The sequence below is a fragment of the Rhodopseudomonas pentothenatexigens genome, assembly GCF_900218015.1.
Taxonomy (GTDB): domain Bacteria; phylum Pseudomonadota; class Alphaproteobacteria; order Rhizobiales; family Xanthobacteraceae; genus Rhodopseudomonas; species Rhodopseudomonas pentothenatexigens.
In genome coordinates this window covers 180,086-202,143 of the sequence record NZ_UFQQ01000007.1, presented here as the reverse complement: position 1 = coordinate 202,143, position 22,058 = coordinate 180,086, and the positions used below count along the sequence as shown (strand labels likewise).

Sequence of the window (22,058 nt, the reverse complement as noted above, 5' to 3'; positions counted from 1 at the left end):
CCTCACTCCAGCCGAACGTTGTCTTCGGCCGCTTCCGCGACCCGCTTGGCCTTGTCGCCGGCTTCGCGCACCGCCGCCATTGCGGCTTCCGGCGTCAGCCCTTGCCGGCGGGCCTCTTCGGCCGCCGCGCCGGCAACGTCCCGGGCCATCTCGCTGGCCCGCGCCGCCTGCTGTCGCGCGTAGTCGCGCGCCTGTGCCTTGAGTTCATCGCTGGTATCGCCGAACATTTCGCGCTCGGTCTCGGTCGCCGGCAGCGACGCTGCGATGCCGGCGCCGATCGCAACGCCGATCGCTCCCAGCAGCAGCGGCTGCTCGTTGAACAATTCGCCGAGCGTGGTCTTGGCGCTGTCGAACAGGTCGGCGCTGGATTCCGGAATCGCTCGGCCGAACTCGGCAGCACGATCGATCGCTTCGGCACCGCGGTCGCGCGCCGCGCGCATCGTCTCCGTCGCGGCGGTCGCGGCAGAGTGGCGAACCTCGGCCAGCCGGTCGCCGACGTCGGCGAAACGTTCGCCGACGCGGTCGATCGCATCGGAGGCAACGTCCGGGACGCGGTCGAGGCCGGTGTCGTGCGCGAAGCGCGACGCACGGGCCCTCGCCCGGTCACCAGTGAATAGCCACAACAAGCCCATGCCGATCAGTGCAGTGGACACAGGATTGCGCCGCATCGCGGCTCCGAGATCGCCAATTAGAGGCAAGCCATCCCTCTTGTTCATCGCATCATCTCCCCGGCCGCTTCCTTGTCGCGCTGCAGTTGCTCGATCGTCATCTCCGGCTTCAACGCCTCCGGCGACATTCGGTTTGCGCCGAAGCCGATCAGCGTCGCAGCGATACCGGTGGTGCAGGCGCCGACGATCAGATAGGCCACCGACGTGGTAAAGCCGTTTTCGACCAGCGCGGCGGCGGCCGCCATCAGCAGCACTACCAGGCCCGGGATCAGGATCACGGCGCCGGCACCGATCATCATCGCAGCGCGGCCGATCTGACCGAGCTTGTCCGACATCTCTGCGCGCGCCAACTCGAACTCGTTGCTGACGAGCTTGGCGAACTGCGTGAAGGCGTCGCCGACCAGATCGGGAATCGAGCGGTTATTCGGCGGGGTCATTGTCAAAGCTCCGGTTGGGCTCGGCATCGACCACGCGGCCGTCGCGCGACGCCGCCGAACTCTTCAGAAAGCGAACCGCGCCGAAGCCGGCGAGCACCGCCAGACCGAGAAACACCGTCGGTTGACGCCGCGCGAAGTCCTGCACGCCGTGGACCAGATCGGACAGGTCGCCGCGCTGCACGGTGTCGGAGATGTCCTCGACCTTGTTGGCCGCCTTGCGCATGTACACGCCTGCGATCGGCAGATCGTCGTCGAACTCGTGCGAGGCGCGGCGGATCGCGTCGGCGATGTTGGCGACGTAGTCGGCGCCGGCCTGTTTCTCTTCGTAAGCGCGGCGCTTCAACGACTCGCCGGCCTCGCTGGCGAAATCCTTCGCGGTCTCTGCGAACTCTTCGGCCTTGGCGCGGGCGGCTTCCGCGGACTCGCTGGCCAGCCCGACGATCCGCTCTTTCAGATCACGCTCCGGCTCGGCGCCGGCTCCGGTCGCGTCTGCGGACATGTCCTGCGGCTCCTTCTTGGTCGATTTCGGCGGCTGTTGACGCCCGCCATTGCTCCCGCCCGTGGCGCCGGGGGTCTTCACGATCTGCTCAGCCATGTCCGGTGTCTCCGATCAATGCTTGTTCTGTGACGGCGATGGCGCCTCGAACGAGGCGGCGGCGGCTTCGGCCACCTTGCGGACGCGCTGACCAAGTTCGCGGACGTCCTCGGTGAGATTGTCGCCCGTCAGTCCCTGCCGCTCGGCTTCGCGCGCCGCGCCTTCATAGGCGGCGCGACCTTTCTCGGCGCCGCGGGCCGCAGCTTCCCGGGCGCGCTCCCCGACCTGCCGGCCGATCCGCTTGCCGCCGGCGCGGACGCGTGGGAAAGCGCTGGCGATCAATCCGCCGATCAGAAGTCCCGCGCCCGCGACCAGCAGCGGATGATCGGTCAGCGTCTGCTTGGCGGTCTTGCTGGCGCGCTGGCCGAAGTCAGTGGCCTGATCGCGTAGCCGCTCGGCCGCGTGCATGCCGGCGTCGCGGGTGTCGTGGATCGTCTCCCGCACCTTGGTGGCCGCATCGGCGGCGCGATCGCGCACTTGGCCGGCGGCTTCGCGCACGGAATCGGCCACCGCGTTGGCGAGGCCGGCGCCGCGGACCGCGAGTTGATCTGCTTCACCGGCGAACGCCTCGCCGGTCGCCGTGGCACGACGGCGCAGGTCCTCGCCGCTATGCGCGACGCTGCGGCTGAGGTCGTCGCCCTTGTGCTTGAGATCGGCCGCGGTCGCTGCAGCAGCCTGACGAAATTCTTCGGCGCGACTGTTCACCGCCTCGCTGGCGGCGCCGATCGCACCGGCGGCGTATTCGCGCGCCGCAACCGCAGTGTCGGCAGCATCTGCCGAGAATTCACGCGCGCGCCGTTCGAGGTCGTCGGCGAGGTCGCGCGCCTTGTCGGAAGCGCGCTGCGTCAGCTCGGTACCGGACCGGGTACCGGCGAGATACAGGCCGGCGCCGATCATCAGCACCGGTGTCGGAATCGCCCGAACGATCTTCCACAGCGGATAGGCCAGCGTCGCGCCGACCGCGACCGCCTGCACCGGATTGTTGCGGATCGAGTCGCGGACGCCGTCCGTCAATTCTTCGCCACGCGACTTGATGTAACTGCTGACCTCCGCCTTGATTGCCGACGGCGAGTATTTCTCGCGCACCTCGTGAGCGGTGTCGGTCACCGTGGCACGCAACTGGCCCACGGTCTCGGTCAGGCCGGCCCGGGCGCGCTCGGTGTCGCGGCGGATCTCGTCCAGGCTGCGCGTGTCGTTGGCCATGTGATGCCTCCAATCCTTGTCTGCGTCCCCAACTCAGCCGGGTCGGCTCTGTTCCTTGCTCAATCCATTCACCAAGATGGGGTTTCGGGAACCGCAGGGGAAGCCGAAAGCCGTGCCGAGGCCCTTAGATTCATCGTCGGGCCGAGGCTGGCCCCAATCCGGCGGTAACGCGGTCTGGTTTGGTCGACGATGCGGAATCATGCTTTTCGCCGCCTGACGATGTTCGCTACAAAGCCAAGCGCGGACGCCGGCCAACCGGCGGCGCGACAATTCGGGCCCGCCGTGCACGAGCGGTTGCGGCCGGCACCAGGGGGGACACGATGGCGCTTCACGACTTCACGCTGGCCGACGTCTACCGCCGCAACGCGGTGCTGTTTCCCGAGCGCACCGCGTTCGTGGTCGACGACATCCGCCTGACCCACCGCGACTATCTGGCGCGGACCGAGCGGTTGGCGAGCGGCCTGCTGCGCGATGGCGTGCAGACCGGCGACCGGGTGGCGATCCTGTCGCAGAACTGCGTCGAGATGGTCGAGCTGATCGGCGCGGTGGCGATGATCGGCGCGATCCTGCTGCCGGTGAACTACCGGCTCAATGCCGACGAGATCGCCTTCGTGCTCGGCGACGGCGCGCCCAGCGTGGTGGTGGCCGGCACCGACTATCGCGACATCGTCGCCGGCATGCTGCCCTCCCTCGGCGGTGTGAGGAAAGCCTACGCGATCGGGGGCGGCAGCGGTCCGTTCGCGCCGTTCTCCGACCTCGCCTGCGACGCGCCGTTCAGCCCGCCGGAATTCGGCGCCGCCGACGGCTTCGTCATCATCCACACTGCGGCGGTCGGCGGCCGGCCGCGCGGCGCGCTGATCTCGCAGGGCAATCTGTTGATCGCGCAAAGCTCGCTGGTCGAGGCGTGGCGTCTGACCGAAGCCGACGTCAATCTCGGCATGCTGCCGCTGTTTCACGTCACCGGGCTCGGCCTGATGCTGACGCTGCAGCAGGCCGGCGGGATGAACGTGATCGCCGCGAAGTTCGACCCGGCGCAGGCGGCGCGCGACATCGAAGCCCACAAGGTGACGGTGATGGCCGAGTTCGCCCCGATGCTCGGCAACATTCTCGACCAGGCGCAGCCGGCGCAACTCAAAAGCCTGCGCGCCGTGACGGGGCTCGACACGCCGGAGACGATCGAGCGGTTCGAAGCCGCCTGCCCCGACGCGACGTTCTGGGCGACGTTCGGCCAGTCCGAGACCTCGGGCCTGTCGACGTTCGCGCCGTATCGCGACCGGCCGAAATCCGCCGGACGGCCACTGTTCTGGCGCACTGTCGCGGTGGTCGACGCCGAAGACCGGCCGCTGCCGCCGGGCGAAATCGGCGAGATCGTGCTGCGCGGCCCGACCGTGTTCAAAGGCTATTGGAACAACGCCGCCGCCACCCAGCACGCGTTCCGCAACGGCTGGCACCACACCGGCGACATGGGCCGGTTCGACGCCGACGGCTACCTGTTCTACGCCGGCCGCGCACCGGAGAAGGAACTGATCAAGACCGGCGGCGAGAATGTCTATCCGGCCGAGGTCGAAGGCGCGCTGAAGCAGCATCCGGCGATCGCCGAGGCGGTGGTGATCGGCGTACCCGACCCGCAATGGAGCGAAGCCATCAAGGCGGTGTGCGTCTGCAAGCCGGACCAGAGCATCGACGCCGATGCGCTGGCCGAATTCGTCGCCTCGCTGATCGCGCGCTACAAGAAGCCGAAGCACGTGGTGTTCGTCGAAGCGCTGCCGAAGGACGCCAAGGGCGCGATCGACCGGACTGCGGTGAAGGCGGCGCACGGTCAGGCGTAACGCCGATTGGCTTCACGCTTCACTGCAGCGAAAACCGCACCGGGACGGTGAAGCTGAGCGATGACTGGGTGATCTCGCTCGGGAACGGCGGCAGCGGCTGGGCGCGGCGGATCATCGCCATGGTCTCGGCATCGAGCGCCGCGTGGCCGGAGCTGCGGGCAAGCCGGCTGCCGAGCACCTGACCGCCGCGGCCGACTGTGAACGACAGCATCGCGGTGCCCTGCTCGCGCGCAGCCCGGGAGCCGGCCGGATACTGCCGATAACGGACCAGATGTGCGGCGAGCCGGTCACGATACGACGGCAGTGCCGCAGCGGCAGCCGCCTGCCCTGCCCGCGCCGCAGCGGCGAGCGCGGCCTGACGCTCGGCCTTGGGCGGGGCCGTGCTACGCGGCGCGGGCGCCTGCGACTTAGGCTTGGTCTCCTCGCGCTTGGCGTGATCGCGCTTCGGTTTGGCGGGCTCGCGCTTAACCGGCTCCGGCTCAGCCGGCTGACGTTGCTGCGGCAGCACCACTTCGGGTGTCGGCAGCACCGGCGCCGGCGACTCCGGCAGTTGCTCGGCGAGCTGCTGCGGGGCTTCGGGCCGCTGAGGCGTTGCCTCCTCGTGCGGAGCCGGTGCTTCCTGCATCTCCGGCCCCGGCGCCAAATCCTGAGGCTGCGGCGCCGGCACGGCGGGATCCGGCGCCATATCGACCATGATGACCGGCATCGCGACGCCCGGTGCCGGCGCCTGCTGATACCAGGCAACGGCCGCGGCGATCAGCCCGAAATGCGCCACCACGATCGCGGCCGCCGACAGCAGCCACTGGCTGCGGCCGCGGCCGGGCGTCTCGTGCAGCGCGTAGTCGTTCATGGCTGATCCCGGCCGTCGAGCCCGACCAGCGCGACCTTCAAGTAGCCGGCATCACGCAGCAGGTTCATCACCGCCATCAGCTCGCCGTAGCTGACCGCCTTGTCGGCGCGCAGGAAGATCCGCTCGTCCTTGTTGCCGTTCGTCGCGCTCTGCAGCGCCGCACCGAGCGCGTCGCGCGCCACGACGGCCTCACCGACTGCCAGCGTCAGATCCGGCTGCACCGACAGATACACCGGCTTGTCCGGGCGCGGCTGCGGCGCTGCGGTCGAGGCTGGCAGATCGACGCCGGTATCGACGGTGGCGAGCGGGGCTGCGACCATGAAGATGATCAGCAACACCAGCATCACGTCGATGAACGGTGTGACGTTGATCTCGTGGGCGACCTCGAGATCGTCCTCCGCCGCAAGCCGTCGTCCGCCGAGCCGCACGCCCATCGACTCACCCTGCCCGCATCTGCCGCGCCGAGCGGCCGCGGTCGCGGCTGACCAGCAGCAGCACCTGCGCCGAGGCGTCGCCGAGCAGCGCGCGATAGCTCGCGATGGCGCGAACCAGGTAGTTGTAGATCACCACCGCCGGCACCGCGGCGACGAGACCAAGCGCGGTGGCGAGCAGCGCCTCGGCGATGCCCGGCGCCACCACCGCAAGATTGGTGGTATGCGCCTCGGAGATGCCGATGAAGGCGTTCATGATGCCCCACACCGTGCCGAACAGGCCGACGAACGGCGCCACCGCGCCGATGGTGGCGAGAATGCCGGTGCCGCTCGTGATCTTGCGCGCCATCGCGGCTTCGACCCGCTCCAGCCGCAGCGCGACGCGGTCCTTGAAGTCGGCATCGAACGTCCAGCCCGACAGGCTGCCTTCGCGCGCAGCGGTCTGAATCAGTTGCGACACTGCGTCATGCGCGCCCTCGGCGTCGCGGCCAAGCTCGGCCAACGTGGTATCGGTTTCGAGCTTGGCCAGACCGTCGCGGGCGCGTGCAGTCTCGCGCCGCAGCTCGATGGTCTTCGACAGCCACACCGTCCAGGTCGCAAGTGAAGCGATCGCGAGCCCGGCCATCACCACCTTCACGACGATGTCGGCGTTTCTGAACATGCCCCACGGCGACAGATCTCGCGGCAGACTTGCGATATCGGCGGCGGCGTGCGCGGCGCTGCCGAGCAGCAGCGCAGCCGCGGCGCCGAGCGCGCCGGCACAGACGAGATTGCGGATCATCGGCGTGACGCGAAACGGCGGCATCATCCACTTTCGACAGGCAAAGGCGCTCGGCGCGGGGCCGCGAGCTATCGCATGGATCGCCGACCGCCCGAAATCAATTCTGGCCCTTCCGCTCCCATGCCCGAGGCCATCGCATAATCGCGGCGGACGCGGTTTGTTCTGGCTCAAAGCGGCTGTTATCCGGAACCTCGGCGGATTGTGCCGGCCCCTTTCTCGCAGCGCTCCGTGGTGCGGAATTCCATCCGGCAACTGCGGCAGAGATGCCGTTTGCAGTCGCGCGCGCGACCTGCCACACTCCGCGGAACACAACCGGCGCCATAAGCCGAGACAACAAGAAACGGGAGGATGGATGAGCTCCTACGAGACGATCCTGGTCGAGCGGCCGGATCCGGCGGTCGCGCGAATCGTGATGAACCGTCCCGATGCGCGCAACGCGCAAAACCTGCAGATGACCTACGACCTCAACGCCGCGTTCGATGACGCGGTGCGGGACGATTCTGTGAAGGTCATCATCCTCGCCGGTGCCGGTCCGCACTTCTCCGCCGGCCACGATCTGCGCGCGCATACCAAGAACGAAGCCGGCATCGACTTCCCGCCGGTCGGCCATTGGGGCGGCTTTCGCGAGCCCGGCGCCCACGGAAGGATGGCGCGCGAACAGGAGATCTATCTGCAGATCACAAGGCGCTGGCGCAATCTCGCCAAGCCGACGATCGCCGAAGTGCACGGCAAGTGCATCGCCGGCGGGCTGATGCTGGCCTGGGCCTGCGACCTGATTGTAGCCGCCGACAACGCCGAGTTCTGCGATCCGGTGGTGACGATGGGCGTGTGCGGCGTCGAATGGTTCGTGCATCCGTGGGAGCTCGGGCCGCGCAAGGCAAAGGAGCTACTGTTCACCGCCGACAGCTGGAGCGCGCAAGAAGCCCACCAGCTCGGCATGGTCAATCACGTCGTGCCCGCCGCCGAGCTAACTCCCTTCACCCTCGCACTCGCACAGCGCATCGCCGCCAAGCCGAGCTTTGCGCTGAAGATGACCAAGGAAGCGGTCAACCGCTCGGTGGACATTCAGGGTCAGTCGGCCGCGATCGATCAGGCGTTCGCGCTGCATCAGCTTTGTCACGCTCACAATCTGCAGGAGTTTGGAATGATCGTCGATCCGTCGGGGCTGCATCCGTCGGTGCGCAAACAGGTGAAGGTGTAAGCGATGGATCTCACGCCGAGTGACGAACAGCGGCTGCTGCGCGAAAGCGCCGACCGCTTCATCGCCGAGACCTACACGACGAAGCTGCGCGAGCAGAACGCCAAGGAGCCGTTCGGCTTCAGCGAAGGAATCTGGAAGCAGTTCGCCGAGCTCGGTTGGCTGGCGCTGCCGCTGCCCGAGGCCCATGGCGGCATCGGCGGCGGTGCGATCGAAGTCGGCATCCTGATGGAAGCGTTCGGCCGCGGCCTGGTCAGCGAGCCGTATCTGTCCACCGTGGTGCTCGGCGCCGGCCTCGTCGCCGAACACGGCCGCGACGAGCAGAAGGCGGCGCTGCTGCCGAGCGTCGCCGACGGCACGCTGCGGCTCGCCTTCGCCCATGCCGAACGCGCAGCCCGCGCAGATCTCGCCCGCGTCGACACCACCGCGCGCAAGGACGGCGACGGCTATGTGCTGGACGGTTCCAAGGTCGCGGTTCTGGACGGTGCGTCGGCCGATCAGCTCATCGTCTCGGCGCGGCTGGCGAACAACGGCAGCGGCTCGCTGCGACTGTTCCTGGTGCGGCGCGACGCGGCCGGGCTGACGCTTGCGGACTATCCCCGGCTCGGCGGCGGCCGCGCCTGCAATCTGACGCTCGACAATGTGCGCGTCCCCGCCGATGCGATGCTCGGCGCCGACGGCGATGCCTATCCTGCCGTCGAGGCGGTGGTCGATCGCGCCCTTGCCGCGATGTCCGCCGAAGCCGTCGGCATGATGCAGACGCTGACCGACAAGACGCTGGACTACACCAAGGTGCGCAAGCAATTCGGCCGGCCGCTGGCCGCCAACCAGGTGGTGCGGCATCGCCTCACCGACATGTCGGTGCAGGTCGACGAGGCCCGCTCGATGGCGCTGCGTGCGGCGCTGAAGGCGGACGCCGACGCCGCCGAGCGCGGCCGCGCCGCATCCGGCGCCAAGGCCAAGATCGGCAAGGGCGCGCGCTTCGTCGCCGAGCAGTCTGTGCAGCTTCACGGCGGCATGGGCGTCACCGAGGAGCTCGACGTCGGCGCGTATTTCAAACGCCTCTTGGCGTTCGAGACGCTGTTCGGCGGCAGCCCCCATCACTATCGCCGCCACGCCGCGCTCAGCGGCCGGCCTGTTTAAGCAAAGCGAGGCATCGACATGGACATGACCTTCGGCGAAGCCGAGCTCGCCTTCCAGCAGGAAGTCCGCGACTTCATCGCGGCCAATCTGACGCCCGACATGAAGCGCGCCGAATCGCTCAACGCTTCGGTGTTCTCCGAGCCGGAGACCGGCGTGCCGTGGCAGCGCGCCCTCAACGCCAAGGGCTGGGGCGCGCCGGGCTGGCCGGTCGAATATGGCGGCCCCGGTTGGACGCCGGCGCAGCGCTGGATCTTCGAGACCGAGTGCGCGCATGCGGGCGTCCCCTCCCCGACGCCGATGGGCGTCAAGATGGTCGGCCCGGTGATCATCGGCTTCGGCTCGCCGGAGCAGAAGAACTACTTTCTGCCGCGGATACTGTCCTGCGAGGATTACTGGTGCCAGGGTTATTCGGAGCCGGGCTCGGGCTCGGACCTGTCGTCGCTGAAGACCCGTGCGGTGCGCGACGGCGACGAGTACGTCATCAACGGCACCAAGATCTGGACCACCCACGCGCACAACGCCAACATGATGTTCGCGCTGGTGCGCACCAGCGACGAGCCGCGGCAGCAGGACGGCATCAGCTTCGTGCTGATCGACATGAAGAGCCCCGGCATCACCATCCGGCCGATCCTGACCATCGGCGGCGACCACGAGGTCAATCAGGTGTTCTTCGACGACGTCCGGATTCCGGCGTCGAACCTGGTCGGCGAGGAAGGCAAGGGATGGACCTACGGCAAGTATCTGCTGGAGTTCGAGCGCGGCTCCGGCATCGCCTCGGCCAAGCTCCGCAAGGCGCTGCACCGGGCGGCGGCGTTCGCCGAGTCGGAGGCGACCGGCCGGGCGGTCGAGGATCCGGACATCGCGATCCGAATGTCGGAGGCCGAGGTCGATATCGACGCGCTGGAAATGACCGAGCTGCGAGTGCTGTCGGCGCTGCAGAGCGGACAGAACCCCGGCGCGGTGTCGTCGATCCTGAAGCTGCGCACCAGCGAGATCTACCAGGCAGTGAGCCGGCTCGCGGTCGACGTGATCGGTAATGACGGCCTCTATGTCGAGCCGACCCGCCCGCTGCACCGCCTCAACGCCCCGTCGGCGATTCCGGAGGACGAACTCGCCGTGATGCCGACGCATCTCAACGGCCGCGCCTACACCATCTTCGGCGGCACCTCGGAAATCCAGCGCGACATCATCAGCAAGCTGGTGCTGGGGTTGTAGGCCGCCCTGCCTTCTATCCGTCATGGCCGGGCTTCGTCCCGGCCATGACGAGTCTATTCGTACAACTTAAATATTCCGCTGGTCCTTGACCCGCACCGCCTTGCCCTGCGAGCGCGGGACTTCGCCCGGGGACTTCACCACCACCTTGCACGTCACGCCGATCAGCGACTTGATGTGGTGGGTGACTTCGGCCGCCTTCTTGGCGAGCGCGGCCTCGTCGCGCGGGGCGTCGGGGGCGATCTCGACTTCGACCGTCATGGCGTCGAGCGCTTTCTCGCGGGTCAGCACGATCTGGTAGTGCGGCGCGATGCCGGGGAAGCCGACCAACACCGACTCCACCTGCGACGGATAGACGTTGACGCCGCGGATAATTAGCATGTCGTCGTCGCGGCCGGTCACACGCATGATGCGCAGATGGGTGCGGCCGCAAGCGCAGGGTTCGGTGTTGAGGCTGGTGATGTCGCGGGTGCGATACCGGATCATCGGCAGCGCTTCCTTGGTGAGCGTGGTGATCACCAGCTCGCCGACCGAGCCCATCGGCAGCACTTGAAGCGTTTCCGGATCGATGGTCTCGAACAGGAAGTGGTCCTCCCAGCCGTGCAGACCATTTTGCGCGACATGGCATTCGCACGCGACGCCGGGCCCCATGATCTCCGACAGGCCGTAGACGTCGACCGCCTTGATGCCGAGCCGCGTTTCGAGGTCGCGACGCATCGCGTCGCTCCACGGCTCGGCGCCGAACAGGCCGACCCGCAGCGGCGCATCGCGCAGATTGACGCCCATCTGCTCGGCGACCTCGGCGATGTTGAGCGCGTAGGACGGCGTCGAGCACAGCGCGTTGGCGCCGAAATCGGTGATCAATTGCACCTGCCGTTCGGTGCCGCCACCGGAGGCCGGCACGACCGTACAGCCGAGCCGCTCGGCGCCGTAATGCGCCCCGAGACCGCCGGTGAACAGGCCGTAGCCATAGGCGTTGTGGACGATGTCGTCCGGCGAGATCCCGGCGCCGACCATCGACCGCGCCATCAGGTCGGCCCAGTTGTCGAGATCGGTTCTGGTGTAGCCGACCACGGTCGGCTTGCCGGTGGTACCCGACGAGGCGTGAATCCGCGGCATCTGATTGCGTGGCACCGCGAACATCCCGAACGGGTAGTTGTCACGCAGGTCGGTCTTCTTGGTGAAAGGAAACTTCGCGATGTCGGCGAGCGAGGCCAGGTCGGCCGGCTTGACGCCGGCTTGGTCGAAGCTGTTGCGATAGTGCGGAACGTCACGATACGCCCGCTCGACGATTTTGCGCAGCCGCTCGAACTGCAATGCCGCGAGTTGCGGCCGCGGCATCGTCTCGATGGCGCGGTCGTGCATGTGAACCGTCGGTTCGCGAAAGGCAGGCAGCGCGGTCATGGAAGTAACCTTTGGTCAGGTGCCGACGGCCTCTCTACGCTCGCGCGGAGAGAGGTGGAGACGCACGTCACGGGTGAATGCAGAACGATGAATCCGCCCCACGCTCGGCGAACTCCCTCGCCCCGCTCTTTGCGGGGAGAGGGTTGGGGTGAGGGGCGACACGAGCACGACGTCTCGGCCGCGTGGAGACGCCCCCTCACCCGCCGCGCCAGAGCGCGGCGACCTCTCCCCGCGCGCGGGGAGAGGTTCGCGCAGTGCCTGGTGACAGCTTGCGATCACGATGCCGCCGCCGCGACGGCAGGCGCCTTGGCCAGCGCGGTGCCGGCGGCCAGCGCGTCCATATTGAGATCGAGGAAACCGCGCGGCGAGGATGCCCGCACCACCTGCTCGACCGATTTGTGCTTGCAGATGCCCGACAGCTCGATCAGCACGCCGAGCGCCACGATGTTGGTGACGCGCTCGCTGCCGAGTTCGATCGCGGTGCGGCTGAGCGGCAGCGGGTAGCGCTTGAAGCGGCAGCCGTCGGGCAGCTCCGGGCATAGCCGAACGTCGGAGACCACCAGCGCGCCGGCTTTCAGCTTCGGCCACGACGGCCTGATGGCGATCTTGTCGAGCAGCACCAGATGATCGAATTCAATCGGCAGCGGATAGTCGACTTCGCCGCGGGCGACGACGAGATCGGCGTTGCAGAAGCCGCCGCGCGAGGTCGGCTCGTAGGTCTGCGATTGCGCGACGTGGCAGCCTTCCAGCGCCAGCGCGTCGGCGAGCAGCTTAGCGCTGAGCAACAGGCCCTGGCCGCCGGTGCCGCCGAAGCGCAGTTCGATGCGGGATGTCGACATGGCTGATCTCCCCGTCACTTGCCGGCGCGTGCCGCGGCGGCGGCGCGCAACGCCGCGCCGTATTCCGGCCGATTGTTCTGGGCCAGAATGCCAGTCGGCAAATCGGTCGAGCGGAACGGCTCGTCGACGCTGTCGCGATACGCCGAGGGGCGCATCTCGCTCTTCTGCCGCATCACCATCTCGGCCGACGAGCCCATGTCGTTCTTGCGGCCGTAGACCTCGGTGCAGTCCGAAACCACTTCGACGAAGGCGAAGCCCGGATGCTGCAGCCCGGCCTTGATCAGCTCTTTCAGCTTCGGCACGTGCCGGGTGACTTCGCGCCCGACAAAGCCTGCGCCGGCGGCGGTCGCCAGCGCGCAGGCGTCGAAGTTCGGTTCGGAATTGCCGTGCGGCGTGGTGGTGGTGAGCCGGGTCTCCGAGGTGGTCGGCGACACCTGGCCGCCGGTCATGCCGTAGATCTCGTTGTTGAGCATCAGGCAGGTGAGCTTGAGATTTCGCCGGCAGGCATGAATCAGATGATTGCCGCCGATCGCCAGGCAATCGCCGTCGCCGGTGATCACCACGACGTGCAGATCGGGCCGCGCCAGCGCCAAGCCGGTGGCATAGGCCAGCGGCCGGCCATGCGTGGTGTGGAAGGTGTTGGCGTCGATATAGGCCGACAGCCGGCCGGCGCAGCCGATGCCCGACACCACCGCGAGCTTGTCGCGATCGATCTTGAGTTCGTGGATCGCCCACAGCAGCGCGCGCAGCGCCATGCCGTGGCCGCAGCCGGGACACAGGAAGTGCGGCATCATCTCCTTGCGGAGATAATCGCGGACGTCGAAATGCGGCGCGTCGCGGAACATCTCAGACCTCCGAAGCGAGCTTGGTAGCAGCGGCTGCAATCTGCGCCGGCGTGATCGGCTCACCGCTGATCAGATGCAGGCCTTCGACGCGGCGGTCGCGAAGCTGACGCTCGATCTCGAGCCGCAGCTGGCCGATGTTGAGTTCCGGCACCAGGATCGCCTTGGCGTTTCGGGTCGCTTCGCGCAGCGCGATTTCCGGAAACGGCCACAGCGTGACCGGGCGAAACAGGCCGACCTTGTGGCCCTCGGCGCGGCAGGCGTCGACGGCGCGGCGGGCGGCGCGGGCGCTGATGCCGATTGCGACGATCACCACCTCGGCGTCTTCGCAGCGCACCGCCTCGTAGGAGTCGATCAAGTCTCGATGGCGATCGAGCTTGGCGTAAAGCCGGCCGAGATTGCGGGTCACCGTTTCCGGGTCCTGCGAAGGAAAGCCGCTCTCGCTGTGCGTCAGGCCGGTGGTGTGGGTACGATAGCCGTCGCCGGGACGCGGCATCGGCGGCACCAGATCGGCATCGGCCGCATACGGCTTGTAAGACTCGCGCGGGCCGCTCGCCCATTTGCGGGTGGCGTGCACCGGCGGCCGGCCGCCGAGCGCCACGGTCTCCGACGATTGCGCGATCACTTGATCGTACAGCAGGATCACCGGGGTGCGGCACAGCTCGGCGAGATCGAAAGCGCGGATGGTCTCGTCGTAGATCTCGCGCGCCGAGGCCGGTGCCAGCACGATCATCGGATAGTCGCCGTGGCTGCCGTAGCGGGTCTGGAAGATGTCCGCCTGCGATGGCCGGGTCGGCATGCCGGTCGACGGCCCGCCGCGCATCACGTTGACGATGACGCAGGGAATCTCGGCGCCGGCGGCGTAGCCGATGTTCTCCTGCTTCAGCGAGAAGCCGGGGCCAGAGGTCGCAGTCAGCGCCTTGACGCCGCCCATCGAGGCGCCAACCACCGCGGCCATCGCGGCGATCTCGTCTTCCATCTGGATGAACACGCCGCCGGCGGCGGGCAGCATGGTCGATAGACGCTCGGCGATTTCCGAGGACGGCGTGATCGGATAGCCGGCGAAGAACTTGCAGCCGGCGTCGATCGCGCCTTGAGCGCAGGCGGCGTTGCCGGACAGCAGCTTGGCGGCGGCGGCTTTGGGAACGTGACGATCCGGCGCGTTCATTGCGCGGCCTCCATCGCGGGCGCTTCAGGGTCGAGATGGACGCGGATCGCAAAGTCCGGGCACAGCCATTCGCACAGCCGGCAGCCGGTGCATTTCTCCGGCGCCACCAGGGTGGCGATGCGATCGGCGTTCAGCGTCAGGCAGCGCTCGGGGCACAGCTTGACGCAGATTTCGCAGCTCTTGCACCAGGCGTCGGTGATCTCGAGCCGCGGCTGATATGGGGTGTGCGCCGGCATCGGCGCAGGCGCCGCATCCGCGGTCGCCGGCCCGCTCTTGGCCTCGGCGATCCAGTTGCGGCCGAGCTCGAACGCGGCCGAATTCACCGCGATGGTCTTTTTCGGCACGAACGCCGTGACGGTTCTTTCCCATTCCGGCAGCGCGAATTCCAGCACGGTCGACAGCGCGCCGAGCAGCACTACGTTGGCGGCGCGCTCGTTACCGAGCTCTTCGGCCATCTTGGTGGCGTCGATCGCGTAGGCCTCCGAGACGTAGGCGGCAACCTGCTCGGCGGTCTCGGTCGAGTAACGCATCGGCGCGCCGGGGCGGCGGCTGAGGCAGGCGAACGGCGGCACGATCCGCTTGGTGTCGCAGATGAACACGCCGGTGTCGCGCTTCAGATGCGGCAGCCAGCGCAACCCCTCTGCCCATTCCAGCGCGATCAGCACGTCGGCCTCGCCCTTGGCGATGGTCGGTGACCACACCCGCGGCCCGAACCGGACGTGGCTGAACACGGTGCCGCCGCGCTTGGCCATGCCGTGGACTTCGCTCTGCTTGACCTCGTAGCCATGCGCCTGCGCCAGCGACGCCAGCACCTTGGACACCAGGATCACACCCTGGCCGCCGACGCCGACGATCAGCACGTTGGTGGGCTCGGCCAATGCTGCGTTGAACGCCACCGGCTCGCTGTCCGCATTCACTGCGATGCTGCTCTGCTCGTTCATTGCGTCACCGCCGGGCTCGCGATCTTGATACAGTCGATGGTGCAGACTTGGGCGCACAGCGTGCAGCCGATGCACAGCGCCGGATCGATCTTCACCCGGTGCCGGCCCTCGAACCACTCGTCGCTCCAGGTCAGCGCCGGGCAGCCGAGATTCATGCAGGACTGACAGGCGGTGCACTGGCTGGTGATCACTTCCAGCGGCGGCCCCTTGATCTTGATCGGATCGAGCACGCACGGCCGGTTGGAGATCAGCACCGCGACACCACGATAATTGATCGCCTCGCGCAGCGCCTGATGGGTGGCTGCGAGGTCGTAACTGTCGACCTTCTTCACCCATTTGACGCCGCACGCCTTGATCAGCGCCTCGTAGTCGACCTGCGGCGCCGGCTCGCCGCGCAGGGTCTTGCCCGTGCCGGGATGTTCCTGGCCGCCGGTCATCGCCGTGATGTGATTGTCGAGCAGCATCACCGCGATGTTGGCCTGGTTGTAGACCGCGTCGATCAGCGCCGGCAGGCCTGCGTGCAGGAAGGTGGAGTCGCCGATGGTGGCGACCACCGGCTTGGTCTCGCCGGCCTTCGCCATGCCGATGGCATTGCCGATCGACGAGCCCATCGCCACGCAGGTGTCGATGCCGCGCAAGGGATCGAGCACCGCCAGCGTGTAGCAGCCGATGTCGCCGGCGACGCGGGCGCCGGAGGCGCGCACCGCCATGAAGCTCGAGGTGTGCGGACAACCGGCGCACAGCACCGGCGGCCGCACCACCGGCTCCGGCACCCAGGCGTTGTAGGACGGCGGCGCCGGCAACAGGCCGGCCTTGACGAAACCGGCGCGGACCACCTCGGGCGAGAACTCGCCGGCGCGCGGAAACAGCCGCTTGCCCTCGACCTTGATGCCGAGCGCGGCGATCTCCTTCTCGATGATCGGCTCCAGCTCCTCGACCACGAATACCTGATCGACCGAGGCGCAGAACTCGCGCAACAACGGTTCGGGCAGCGGCCAGGACGCGGCGAGCTTCAGCACGGTGGCATCCGGCAGCACTTCGCGGACGTAAGGGTAGCAGGTGCCGGCGGTGACCACGCCGAAGCTGGTCTGACCCTTCTCGATCCGGCTGACCTCCGCGGTGCCGAGATAATCCTTCAGCCTGGCCTCGCGCTCGAGCACGAACAGATGACGGCCGCGGGCGTGCGCCGGGATCATCACGTTCTTCGACGGCCGCTCCAGGAACACGCGCGGCGGCACCTCGCAGCGCAGGCCGACCGACACAGTGCTGCGAGTGTGCGACAGACGTGTGGTGCTGCGCACGATCACGGGGGTGTCGAACTGCTCGGAGATCTCGAAAGCCAGCTTGGTGAAGTCGTAGGCTTCCTGCGCGTCGCTCGGCTCCAGCACCGGGATGCTGGCGAGCTGGCCGTAGATCCGGCTGTCCTGCTCGTTCTGCGAGGAGTGAATGCCGGGGTCATCGCAGACGATCAGCACCAGGCCGCCGTTGACGCCGATATAGGTCGCGGTCATGAACGCGTCGGCGGCGACGTTGAGGCCGACATGCTTCATCGCGCACAGCGCACGGGACCCGGCGAACGACGCGCCCATCGCGACGTCCAGCGCGACCTTCTCGTTGGTCGACCACTGCGCGTGCAGATCCTCGGCCGGATAGGTCGCGAGATTTTCGAGAATCTCGGTGCTGGGCGTACCAGGATAAGCGGCGGCGACACGAACCCCGGCTTCCCAGGCGGCACGGGCGATCGCCTCGTTGCCGGTGAGCGGACGCAACTCTTTGACGTCGCTCTTCAACGCAGTGGCGGCTTGCCAAGGTGTATGCATCACGAGCTCCCCCCAAGCGCACGCCGCTGCGGCGTTTAGAACTGCTGTAAAGGGGCTCTCTTTCCCAAATTTACCTTCCGTCGTATTTGCGCTAAGTCAACGGGACACTCAGTTATCGATCCGCACGATCACTACGCGCGACGTTTGGCACAGCGCTTTTGTGCTGTGTCAATTCTGTGCAGCGCAGCGACGATTACTGCTACGCAGAAGCGGATCGCGGCCCGCGGTTAGTTGGACTTTAGGCGAAGAGTGAGGACGGTATGACGACTACGCCTGCGGACGACGTCCTGAACACCCCGGCTCCGACCAAACCGGCGCCGGAGCGCGGCCCGGACAAACACGTCGAGGCACGGATGGCCCGGATCGAGGCGGCCGTGCAGCGCATGCAGCTTTTCATTGTCATGGTGGTCGGCGTCGTCGCCATCCTCTGGTGCCTCGATTTCGCCGTACGGATCAATCCCAATCCGAATTCGATGGCCTGGTTCTACGGTGGCCAAGTGCTAGCGGCGCTGATCGGCACCGGCATCGCCTATGCGGCGGCCAAGCTGATCGGCTATCCGCTGGAAGTGCTCAAGCGGGCCTGACCCGCCGTCGCACGACGCGGGTTCAGCGCCTGCCGATCGCGCCGCGGGGGCGCGTCATCGGCGCGTAAATCTGCTAGGATACCGCGGGCGGTCAACTTCTGCCCGTGTGGGACATGATGAGTCGATCTCTCGATAAGCCTTCGGCCAAACCGGGCACGGCCCCGGCCCATGACATCGATCTGTCGCGAACCCCTGGCAGCGGCGAGGCATTCCGTGCCATTGCCAGCGAGTTGCTGCGGCTGATCGTCGCCCAGCAGCCGCGGGTGCGGCGCCGCGATCCGGCCGGCGTGCACCAGATGCGAATCGCGCTGCGGCGCATGCGCGCCGCAATCTCGGTGTTCGGCGATCTGGTCGACGGTCGCGATACCCAGCGCTTGAAGCGGGAGCTGAAATGGCTGGCCGGACGGCTGGCCCCGGCCCGCGATCTGCATCTGCTGGAAGTGAAAATCAAAGGCGCCAAACTCAGGGCAGCCTCCCCGGCGTTCCTGAAACGGCTCGGCACCGATCGCGGTACCGCTTTCGACAACGCCAGGGCGACGGTCGAACTGCAGCGCTTCCGCAAGTTGCTGACCGATCTGCAGCATTGGATCGACGCCGGCGAGTGGACCAGGGCGGCGGCGGCCGCCGACCGGCCGTCGGCCGAGGACTTCGCCCGGGACGTGCTGACGCGACGGGCCCGCAAGCTCAACAAGCGGCTGACGGAGCTGGAACAGCTCGACGACGACGAGCGTCATCAGGTCCGGATCGCCGCGAAGAAGCTGAACTACGCGATCGGTTTCTTCGAGAGCCTGTTCGAGGGCAAGCCCGGCAAGCGGCTGAAGCGGTTCAGGAAGCACCTGAAGAAGCTGCTCGACGCGCTCGGCGCGCTGAACGACGTCGCGGTACACCGCAAGCTGGCCGGTACGTTCACCCGCCGGGCGCGTGCCAAGCTCGATCCGGACGCCGCCCGCCAGCTCGCCGACCTTGATGATGCCGAGATCCGGCAACAGATGAAGACGGCCATCAAGGCCGCCGGCAAGCTTGCGGAGGATCCGCTTTTCGGCGATTGACGCCGACCGAGCCGCGCTGAAGGACACGATGCAGCCAGATCCCCACCCTCTCGTCGAGGCAGCAACCAGCACCTCGCGTTTCGCGGTGACGCGGCGCTGGTTGGCGCGGGTCTCCGAGTGGTCGGCAAAAGCGACGTTCCGGATCAAGCGGGGCACCCCGGCGGTGACGATCGCCGAACTCGGTAAGAGCTGGCCCCTGACCGAGGCGCAGCGCGCATTCCTGCTGCAGCTCGGCGAAACCAAGCCGGGGGCGGCGTTCATCGACGAGAAGGTCGCCAACATCAACCGCGCCGCGTTCCACCGCTCGGCCTTCGTGCTCAACGCGGCGACGCATCTGCTGTTCGTCGACCTCGCCGCGCAGCTGTTGCTGTCGCTGTGGGAATTGAAAGCGGCGCTCGTCGCCGCCAACCTGCTGCTGGCGCTGACAGCACATTTTCAGATGCGCGAGAATTATCACACGCTGCTCGCCGGGCCGCGGCAATTGCCGAAAAAGCGCCGGCTGCTCGGGCTGCTCCGCAACCCGCGCTACAACAAGGCGGTGAAGAAGAGCTCCAGGCCCTACGCGCGCAGCGCCTGGAAGGAGCAGACGCTGTACCGCACCGCGTATTTCGCCAACGCCGCGGTGATCTTTCTCGGCTCGCAGTTCATCCTGCCGGCGGAACGGCTGATCTTCCCGTTCGGATTCCTGGTCGGCAAGATCACCGGCCTGATCACCACCATCGTGGTGTTCTTCGACGGCTGGCGCGGCATCCGCGCCGGCGACGACGCCCGCCTGGCGCGCGAACGCGAGGTCTCGGTGTATCGCAATCTCAAGATCTGAGGCCGCGACACGCGGCGCCTCAATGGTGCGCCGCCTCGCTCTTGCCCCAGCTCAGAAACAGGCCGATGTCACCCGGGATGCCGTCGGGGAAATCGACCACGCGGGCCTGCAGGACGAAACCGTGCGGCCGCAGCTCGGCCTTCCAGCGCAGATAGATGTCGGCCGCCATGCCGCGCAGCGTCGACGGCCATTCCGGATCGGGGGCGTTCACGGCGCGGCCATGATCGGTGCACAGCTCGGCCGGAAAACGCAGCAGCAGGCTTTCCTGTTCGCCCTTCTTGGCAGCGGCGCGGGCATTGCGCAGCAGCTTCTGCCAAGTCTCGTCGGACAGGTGCGACGCCAGCATTTCGCTCGCCAGGCGATGGTGCTTCTCGTCGGCGAGCTCCTTGGCGTGCTTGCGCTTTTCGTCCTCCTCGTGCTCGTGCTCGAGCTCGAGAGCGCGGAACGCCGCCGCCGACAGATCGTCCGCCGCCGGATCGTGCGGCGAAGGCGGCGGCGGAGCGCTGGGCCGCGTCAACGCTGCCAGCTTGTCGGACGGCGCCGGCCAGGCATTGGGGTCGTCATGCACCGGATCGCGCCCGGCATGATTGGTCCCGGTCATGGTCTTGAGCAGGTCGGCCCGGCTGACGATGCCGACGATGCGGCCGCCGCGCAGAACCGGAACGCGCTTGATCCGTTTCTCGACCAGCAGGTCTGCGACATCGGCCACCGCCGTCGTTTCTTCGACCGTCACCACCGGGCCGACCATCACGTCCCTGGCGGTGCGGGTGTCGGATTTCAGAAAGCGCAGGTAGTCGGGATTCACCGCTTCGCCTTCAGACAGGATTTGCAGCCACCAATCGTGACGCGCCTCGCGCTCGGTGTCGTCGCGCGGCATCAAGTCGCCCTCGCTGACAATGCCGAGCGGCACGCCGGCGTCGTCGACTACCGGCACGGCGCTGATACCGTTCTTGAGCAGGGTTTCGGCGATCGTGTGGACGGGCGTGTCGGGTTGCACCGTCACGATGGCGGTGGTCATCACGTCTGCTGCCTTCATGGGAGACTCTTCGATGGTTATACCCGGCGCATGATAGGCGGTATGTATGGCGGTCAGATGTGCGCTGGGCGCGGAACGGGTGTGCCGCGGCGCCGCGGCTTGCTCACTTGGCGCAACCCGCGGTGCTCCGCCACTGCCTGGCATTCGAACATCACGGATTCGGCAACGTCGACCCTCGGTCGACGCAGAAAACACGGCCCCACCGACTGGTTCGTTAGATCACAGCGCCGGCGGCCAATGCACTCGGCGAATGCCGGGGCGATGTTCATCAACCCTAACGAATTGCAAAACTTTCGGCCGCGATGACGACGCCGGGCCGATCGTGCTACATCTCGACTGACGGCGCCGGACGGTTTTGACATACCTCAACGCGCCAGTGCGGATGCGTGTTCATTTGATTTTCGACAATGCAGCTCGCGGCGGGCGAAACCTATACACCTCGCGCCGGCCTGCCATGAATGGAAAGACGTAACATGGAGTATCTCTCCGCGCTCGGTCCACTGCTGATACTCATGTTGTTCGGTGGTGGCCTCGTGATCGCTGCATATCTGACGTTCGATGATATGCGATCCCGTGGCGGTTCGTTCGACACCGCAGCCTTCGTCGCATCGATCCGCAACACGGTCGAACGGATCCGGGCTCTGCCCACCACCACGCTGATCATGATCGGTGCCGTAGCGGCGGCAGTGCTGTTTATCTATCTGGTGTCGGCGAGCGGCTACTATGCACGGCCCGCCACCGAGGCGACCACCGCCAGCGCGCCCGCGATCGAAACCGCCGCGCCAGCTGCAGCACCTGCAGCAGCCGCTCCCGAGCCGGCTGCCAAGGCAGCTCCGGCCCCCGCCCCCGCAGCCAAGACCGCGCCCGCCGCCGACAAGCAGACCGCGGTCGCTGCGCCGACGACGATCGCTTCCGTCCGCAACGTGACCTCGACGAGCTGCGCTTCGGACGGCTGCCCGGTGACCTGTGCCGACAACGAGACGCTGACCTCGGCCTACTGCGTCAACGGCGGCGCCGGCCGGCTCGCCGATCAGCTCACGGTGAAGGACGGCTCGGTCACGGCGAAATGCAGCCCGAGCGCCAGCGCCATCAAGGTTGCCTGCGCCCGCAAGTGACGCTTTGGTGACGGCCGACCACCGCCGCCGCCGACATTGCAGTCGACCGAGCCCGGCCGCCGCCGGGCTTTTTTGTGCCGCGCTGAATCGACC

The 22,058-nt window shown here is 67.4% G+C and carries 22 protein-coding genes; 8 read left to right on the top strand and 14 right to left on the bottom strand.

Features of this window, described 5'->3' with window-relative positions; genetic code table 11:
• Positions 1 to 2: 2 nt before the first annotated feature.
• Genes DWA33_RS08560 through DWA33_RS08545 form a run of 4 tightly spaced genes read right to left on the bottom strand, consistent with a single transcriptional unit; the run spans position 3 to position 2,903 of the window.
• Positions 3 to 668 (bottom strand): hypothetical protein, encoded by a 666-nt coding sequence (locus DWA33_RS08560; RefSeq protein WP_347337888.1) that lies wholly within the window; start codon positions 666 to 668, stop codon positions 3 to 5.
• A 44-nt stretch (positions 669 to 712) separates the two neighbouring features.
• On the bottom strand, positions 713 to 1,105 hold the full coding sequence (locus DWA33_RS08555; protein ID WP_114357660.1) for a phage holin family protein: 393 nt from the start codon (positions 1,103 to 1,105) through the stop codon (positions 713 to 715).
• A complete protein-coding gene (locus DWA33_RS08550) occupies positions 1,089 to 1,700 on the bottom strand; it encodes a hypothetical protein (RefSeq protein WP_114357659.1) in 612 nt (203 codons plus the stop codon). Before DWA33_RS08550 ends, DWA33_RS08555 begins: the two co-directional genes overlap by 17 nt.
• Positions 1,701 to 1,715: 15 nt before the next feature.
• Positions 1,716 to 2,903, bottom strand: coding sequence for a hypothetical protein (locus tag DWA33_RS08545; protein WP_114357658.1), 1,188 nt, complete (start codon positions 2,901 to 2,903; stop codon positions 1,716 to 1,718).
• A gap of 320 nt (positions 2,904 to 3,223) precedes the next feature.
• On the opposite strand from DWA33_RS08545, the gene DWA33_RS08540 reads away from it, so the two are divergent.
• Positions 3,224 to 4,732 carry an AMP-binding protein gene (locus tag DWA33_RS08540; RefSeq protein ID WP_114357657.1) on the top strand — a complete coding sequence of 503 codons (1,509 nt, stop codon included), beginning with the start codon at positions 3,224 to 3,226 and terminating at the stop codon, positions 4,730 to 4,732.
• 19 nt (positions 4,733 to 4,751) lie between these two features.
• Here DWA33_RS08540 and DWA33_RS08535 read toward each other — a convergent pair whose 3' ends face one another.
• The 3 genes from DWA33_RS08535 to exbB are packed head-to-tail and all read right to left on the bottom strand — an operon-like array spanning position 4,752 to position 6,821.
• Positions 4,752 to 5,582, bottom strand: coding sequence for an energy transducer TonB family protein (locus DWA33_RS08535; protein WP_114357656.1), 831 nt, complete (start codon positions 5,580 to 5,582; stop codon positions 4,752 to 4,754).
• A complete protein-coding gene (exbD, locus tag DWA33_RS08530; protein ID WP_114357655.1) occupies positions 5,579 to 6,016 on the bottom strand; it encodes a TonB system transport protein ExbD in 438 nt (145 codons plus the stop codon). Before exbD ends, DWA33_RS08535 begins: the two co-directional genes overlap by 4 nt.
• A gap of 4 nt (positions 6,017 to 6,020) precedes the next feature.
• On the bottom strand, positions 6,021 to 6,821 hold the full coding sequence (exbB, locus tag DWA33_RS08525) for a tonB-system energizer ExbB (RefSeq protein WP_114357654.1): 801 nt from the start codon (positions 6,819 to 6,821) through the stop codon (positions 6,021 to 6,023).
• 325 nt (positions 6,822 to 7,146) lie between these two features.
• Here exbB and DWA33_RS08520 point away from each other — a divergent pair, with 325 nt between their 5' ends.
• Genes DWA33_RS08520 through DWA33_RS08510 form a run of 3 tightly spaced genes read left to right on the top strand, consistent with a single transcriptional unit; the run spans position 7,147 to position 10,350 of the window.
• Positions 7,147 to 7,995 (top strand): enoyl-CoA hydratase, encoded by an 849-nt coding sequence (locus DWA33_RS08520; RefSeq protein ID WP_114357653.1) that lies wholly within the window; start codon positions 7,147 to 7,149, stop codon positions 7,993 to 7,995.
• A 3-nt stretch (positions 7,996 to 7,998) separates the two neighbouring features.
• Positions 7,999 to 9,135: an acyl-CoA dehydrogenase family protein gene (locus DWA33_RS08515; RefSeq protein ID WP_114357652.1), complete on the top strand. Its 1,137-nt coding sequence runs from the start codon at positions 7,999 to 8,001 to the stop codon at positions 9,133 to 9,135.
• A gap of 18 nt (positions 9,136 to 9,153) precedes the next feature.
• Positions 9,154 to 10,350 carry an acyl-CoA dehydrogenase family protein gene (locus DWA33_RS08510; RefSeq protein WP_114357651.1) on the top strand — a complete coding sequence of 399 codons (1,197 nt, stop codon included), beginning with the start codon at positions 9,154 to 9,156 and terminating at the stop codon, positions 10,348 to 10,350.
• Positions 10,351 to 10,416: 66 nt separating this feature from the next.
• Here the strand turns inward: DWA33_RS08510 and DWA33_RS08505 are convergent, their stop codons facing one another.
• From DWA33_RS08505 to iorA, 6 genes are all read right to left on the bottom strand, one after another.
• Positions 10,417 to 11,751, bottom strand: a complete 1,335-nt coding sequence (locus DWA33_RS08505) for a phenylacetate--CoA ligase family protein (protein ID WP_114357650.1) — start codon at positions 11,749 to 11,751, stop codon at positions 10,417 to 10,419.
• A 275-nt stretch (positions 11,752 to 12,026) separates the two neighbouring features.
• Positions 12,027 to 12,590, bottom strand: a complete 564-nt coding sequence (locus DWA33_RS08500) for a 2-oxoacid:acceptor oxidoreductase family protein (protein WP_114357649.1) — start codon at positions 12,588 to 12,590, stop codon at positions 12,027 to 12,029.
• Between the two features lie 14 nt (positions 12,591 to 12,604).
• Positions 12,605 to 13,435, bottom strand: coding sequence for a 2-oxoacid:ferredoxin oxidoreductase subunit beta (locus tag DWA33_RS08495; protein ID WP_114357648.1), 831 nt, complete (start codon positions 13,433 to 13,435; stop codon positions 12,605 to 12,607).
• A 1-nt stretch (position 13,436) separates the two neighbouring features.
• Positions 13,437 to 14,600: a 2-oxoacid:acceptor oxidoreductase subunit alpha gene (locus tag DWA33_RS08490; RefSeq protein WP_114357647.1), complete on the bottom strand. Its 1,164-nt coding sequence runs from the start codon at positions 14,598 to 14,600 to the stop codon at positions 13,437 to 13,439.
• Positions 14,597 to 15,541, bottom strand: coding sequence for a 2-oxoacid:acceptor oxidoreductase family protein (locus DWA33_RS08485; RefSeq protein WP_114357646.1), 945 nt, complete (start codon positions 15,539 to 15,541; stop codon positions 14,597 to 14,599). Before DWA33_RS08485 ends, DWA33_RS08490 begins: the two co-directional genes overlap by 4 nt.
• Positions 15,538 to 17,361: an indolepyruvate ferredoxin oxidoreductase subunit alpha gene (iorA, locus tag DWA33_RS08480; protein ID WP_114357645.1), complete on the bottom strand. Its 1,824-nt coding sequence runs from the start codon at positions 17,359 to 17,361 to the stop codon at positions 15,538 to 15,540. The genes DWA33_RS08485 and iorA overlap by 4 nt, the downstream gene beginning before the upstream one ends.
• A gap of 260 nt (positions 17,362 to 17,621) precedes the next feature.
• Here iorA and DWA33_RS08475 point away from each other — a divergent pair, with 260 nt between their 5' ends.
• The 3 genes from DWA33_RS08475 (at position 17,622) to DWA33_RS08465 (ending at position 19,814) form a co-directional block, all read left to right on the top strand.
• Positions 17,622 to 17,945 (top strand): immunoglobulin domain-containing protein, encoded by a 324-nt coding sequence (locus DWA33_RS08475; RefSeq protein ID WP_167443152.1) that lies wholly within the window; start codon positions 17,622 to 17,624, stop codon positions 17,943 to 17,945.
• A gap of 113 nt (positions 17,946 to 18,058) precedes the next feature.
• Positions 18,059 to 18,994 (top strand): CHAD domain-containing protein, encoded by a 936-nt coding sequence (locus tag DWA33_RS08470; RefSeq protein WP_244601230.1) that lies wholly within the window; start codon positions 18,059 to 18,061, stop codon positions 18,992 to 18,994.
• Positions 18,995 to 19,022: 28 nt separating this feature from the next.
• Positions 19,023 to 19,814, top strand: coding sequence for a hypothetical protein (locus tag DWA33_RS08465; protein ID WP_114357644.1), 792 nt, complete (start codon positions 19,023 to 19,025; stop codon positions 19,812 to 19,814).
• A gap of 19 nt (positions 19,815 to 19,833) precedes the next feature.
• Here DWA33_RS08465 and DWA33_RS08460 read toward each other — a convergent pair whose 3' ends face one another.
• Positions 19,834 to 20,850 carry a CBS domain-containing protein gene (locus tag DWA33_RS08460; RefSeq protein WP_114357643.1) on the bottom strand — a complete coding sequence of 339 codons (1,017 nt, stop codon included), beginning with the start codon at positions 20,848 to 20,850 and terminating at the stop codon, positions 19,834 to 19,836.
• 473 nt (positions 20,851 to 21,323) lie between these two features.
• Here DWA33_RS08460 and DWA33_RS08455 point away from each other — a divergent pair, with 473 nt between their 5' ends.
• Positions 21,324 to 21,965, top strand: a complete 642-nt coding sequence (locus tag DWA33_RS08455; protein ID WP_114357642.1) for a hypothetical protein — start codon at positions 21,324 to 21,326, stop codon at positions 21,963 to 21,965.
• The last annotated feature ends 93 nt before the right edge of the window (positions 21,966 to 22,058 follow it).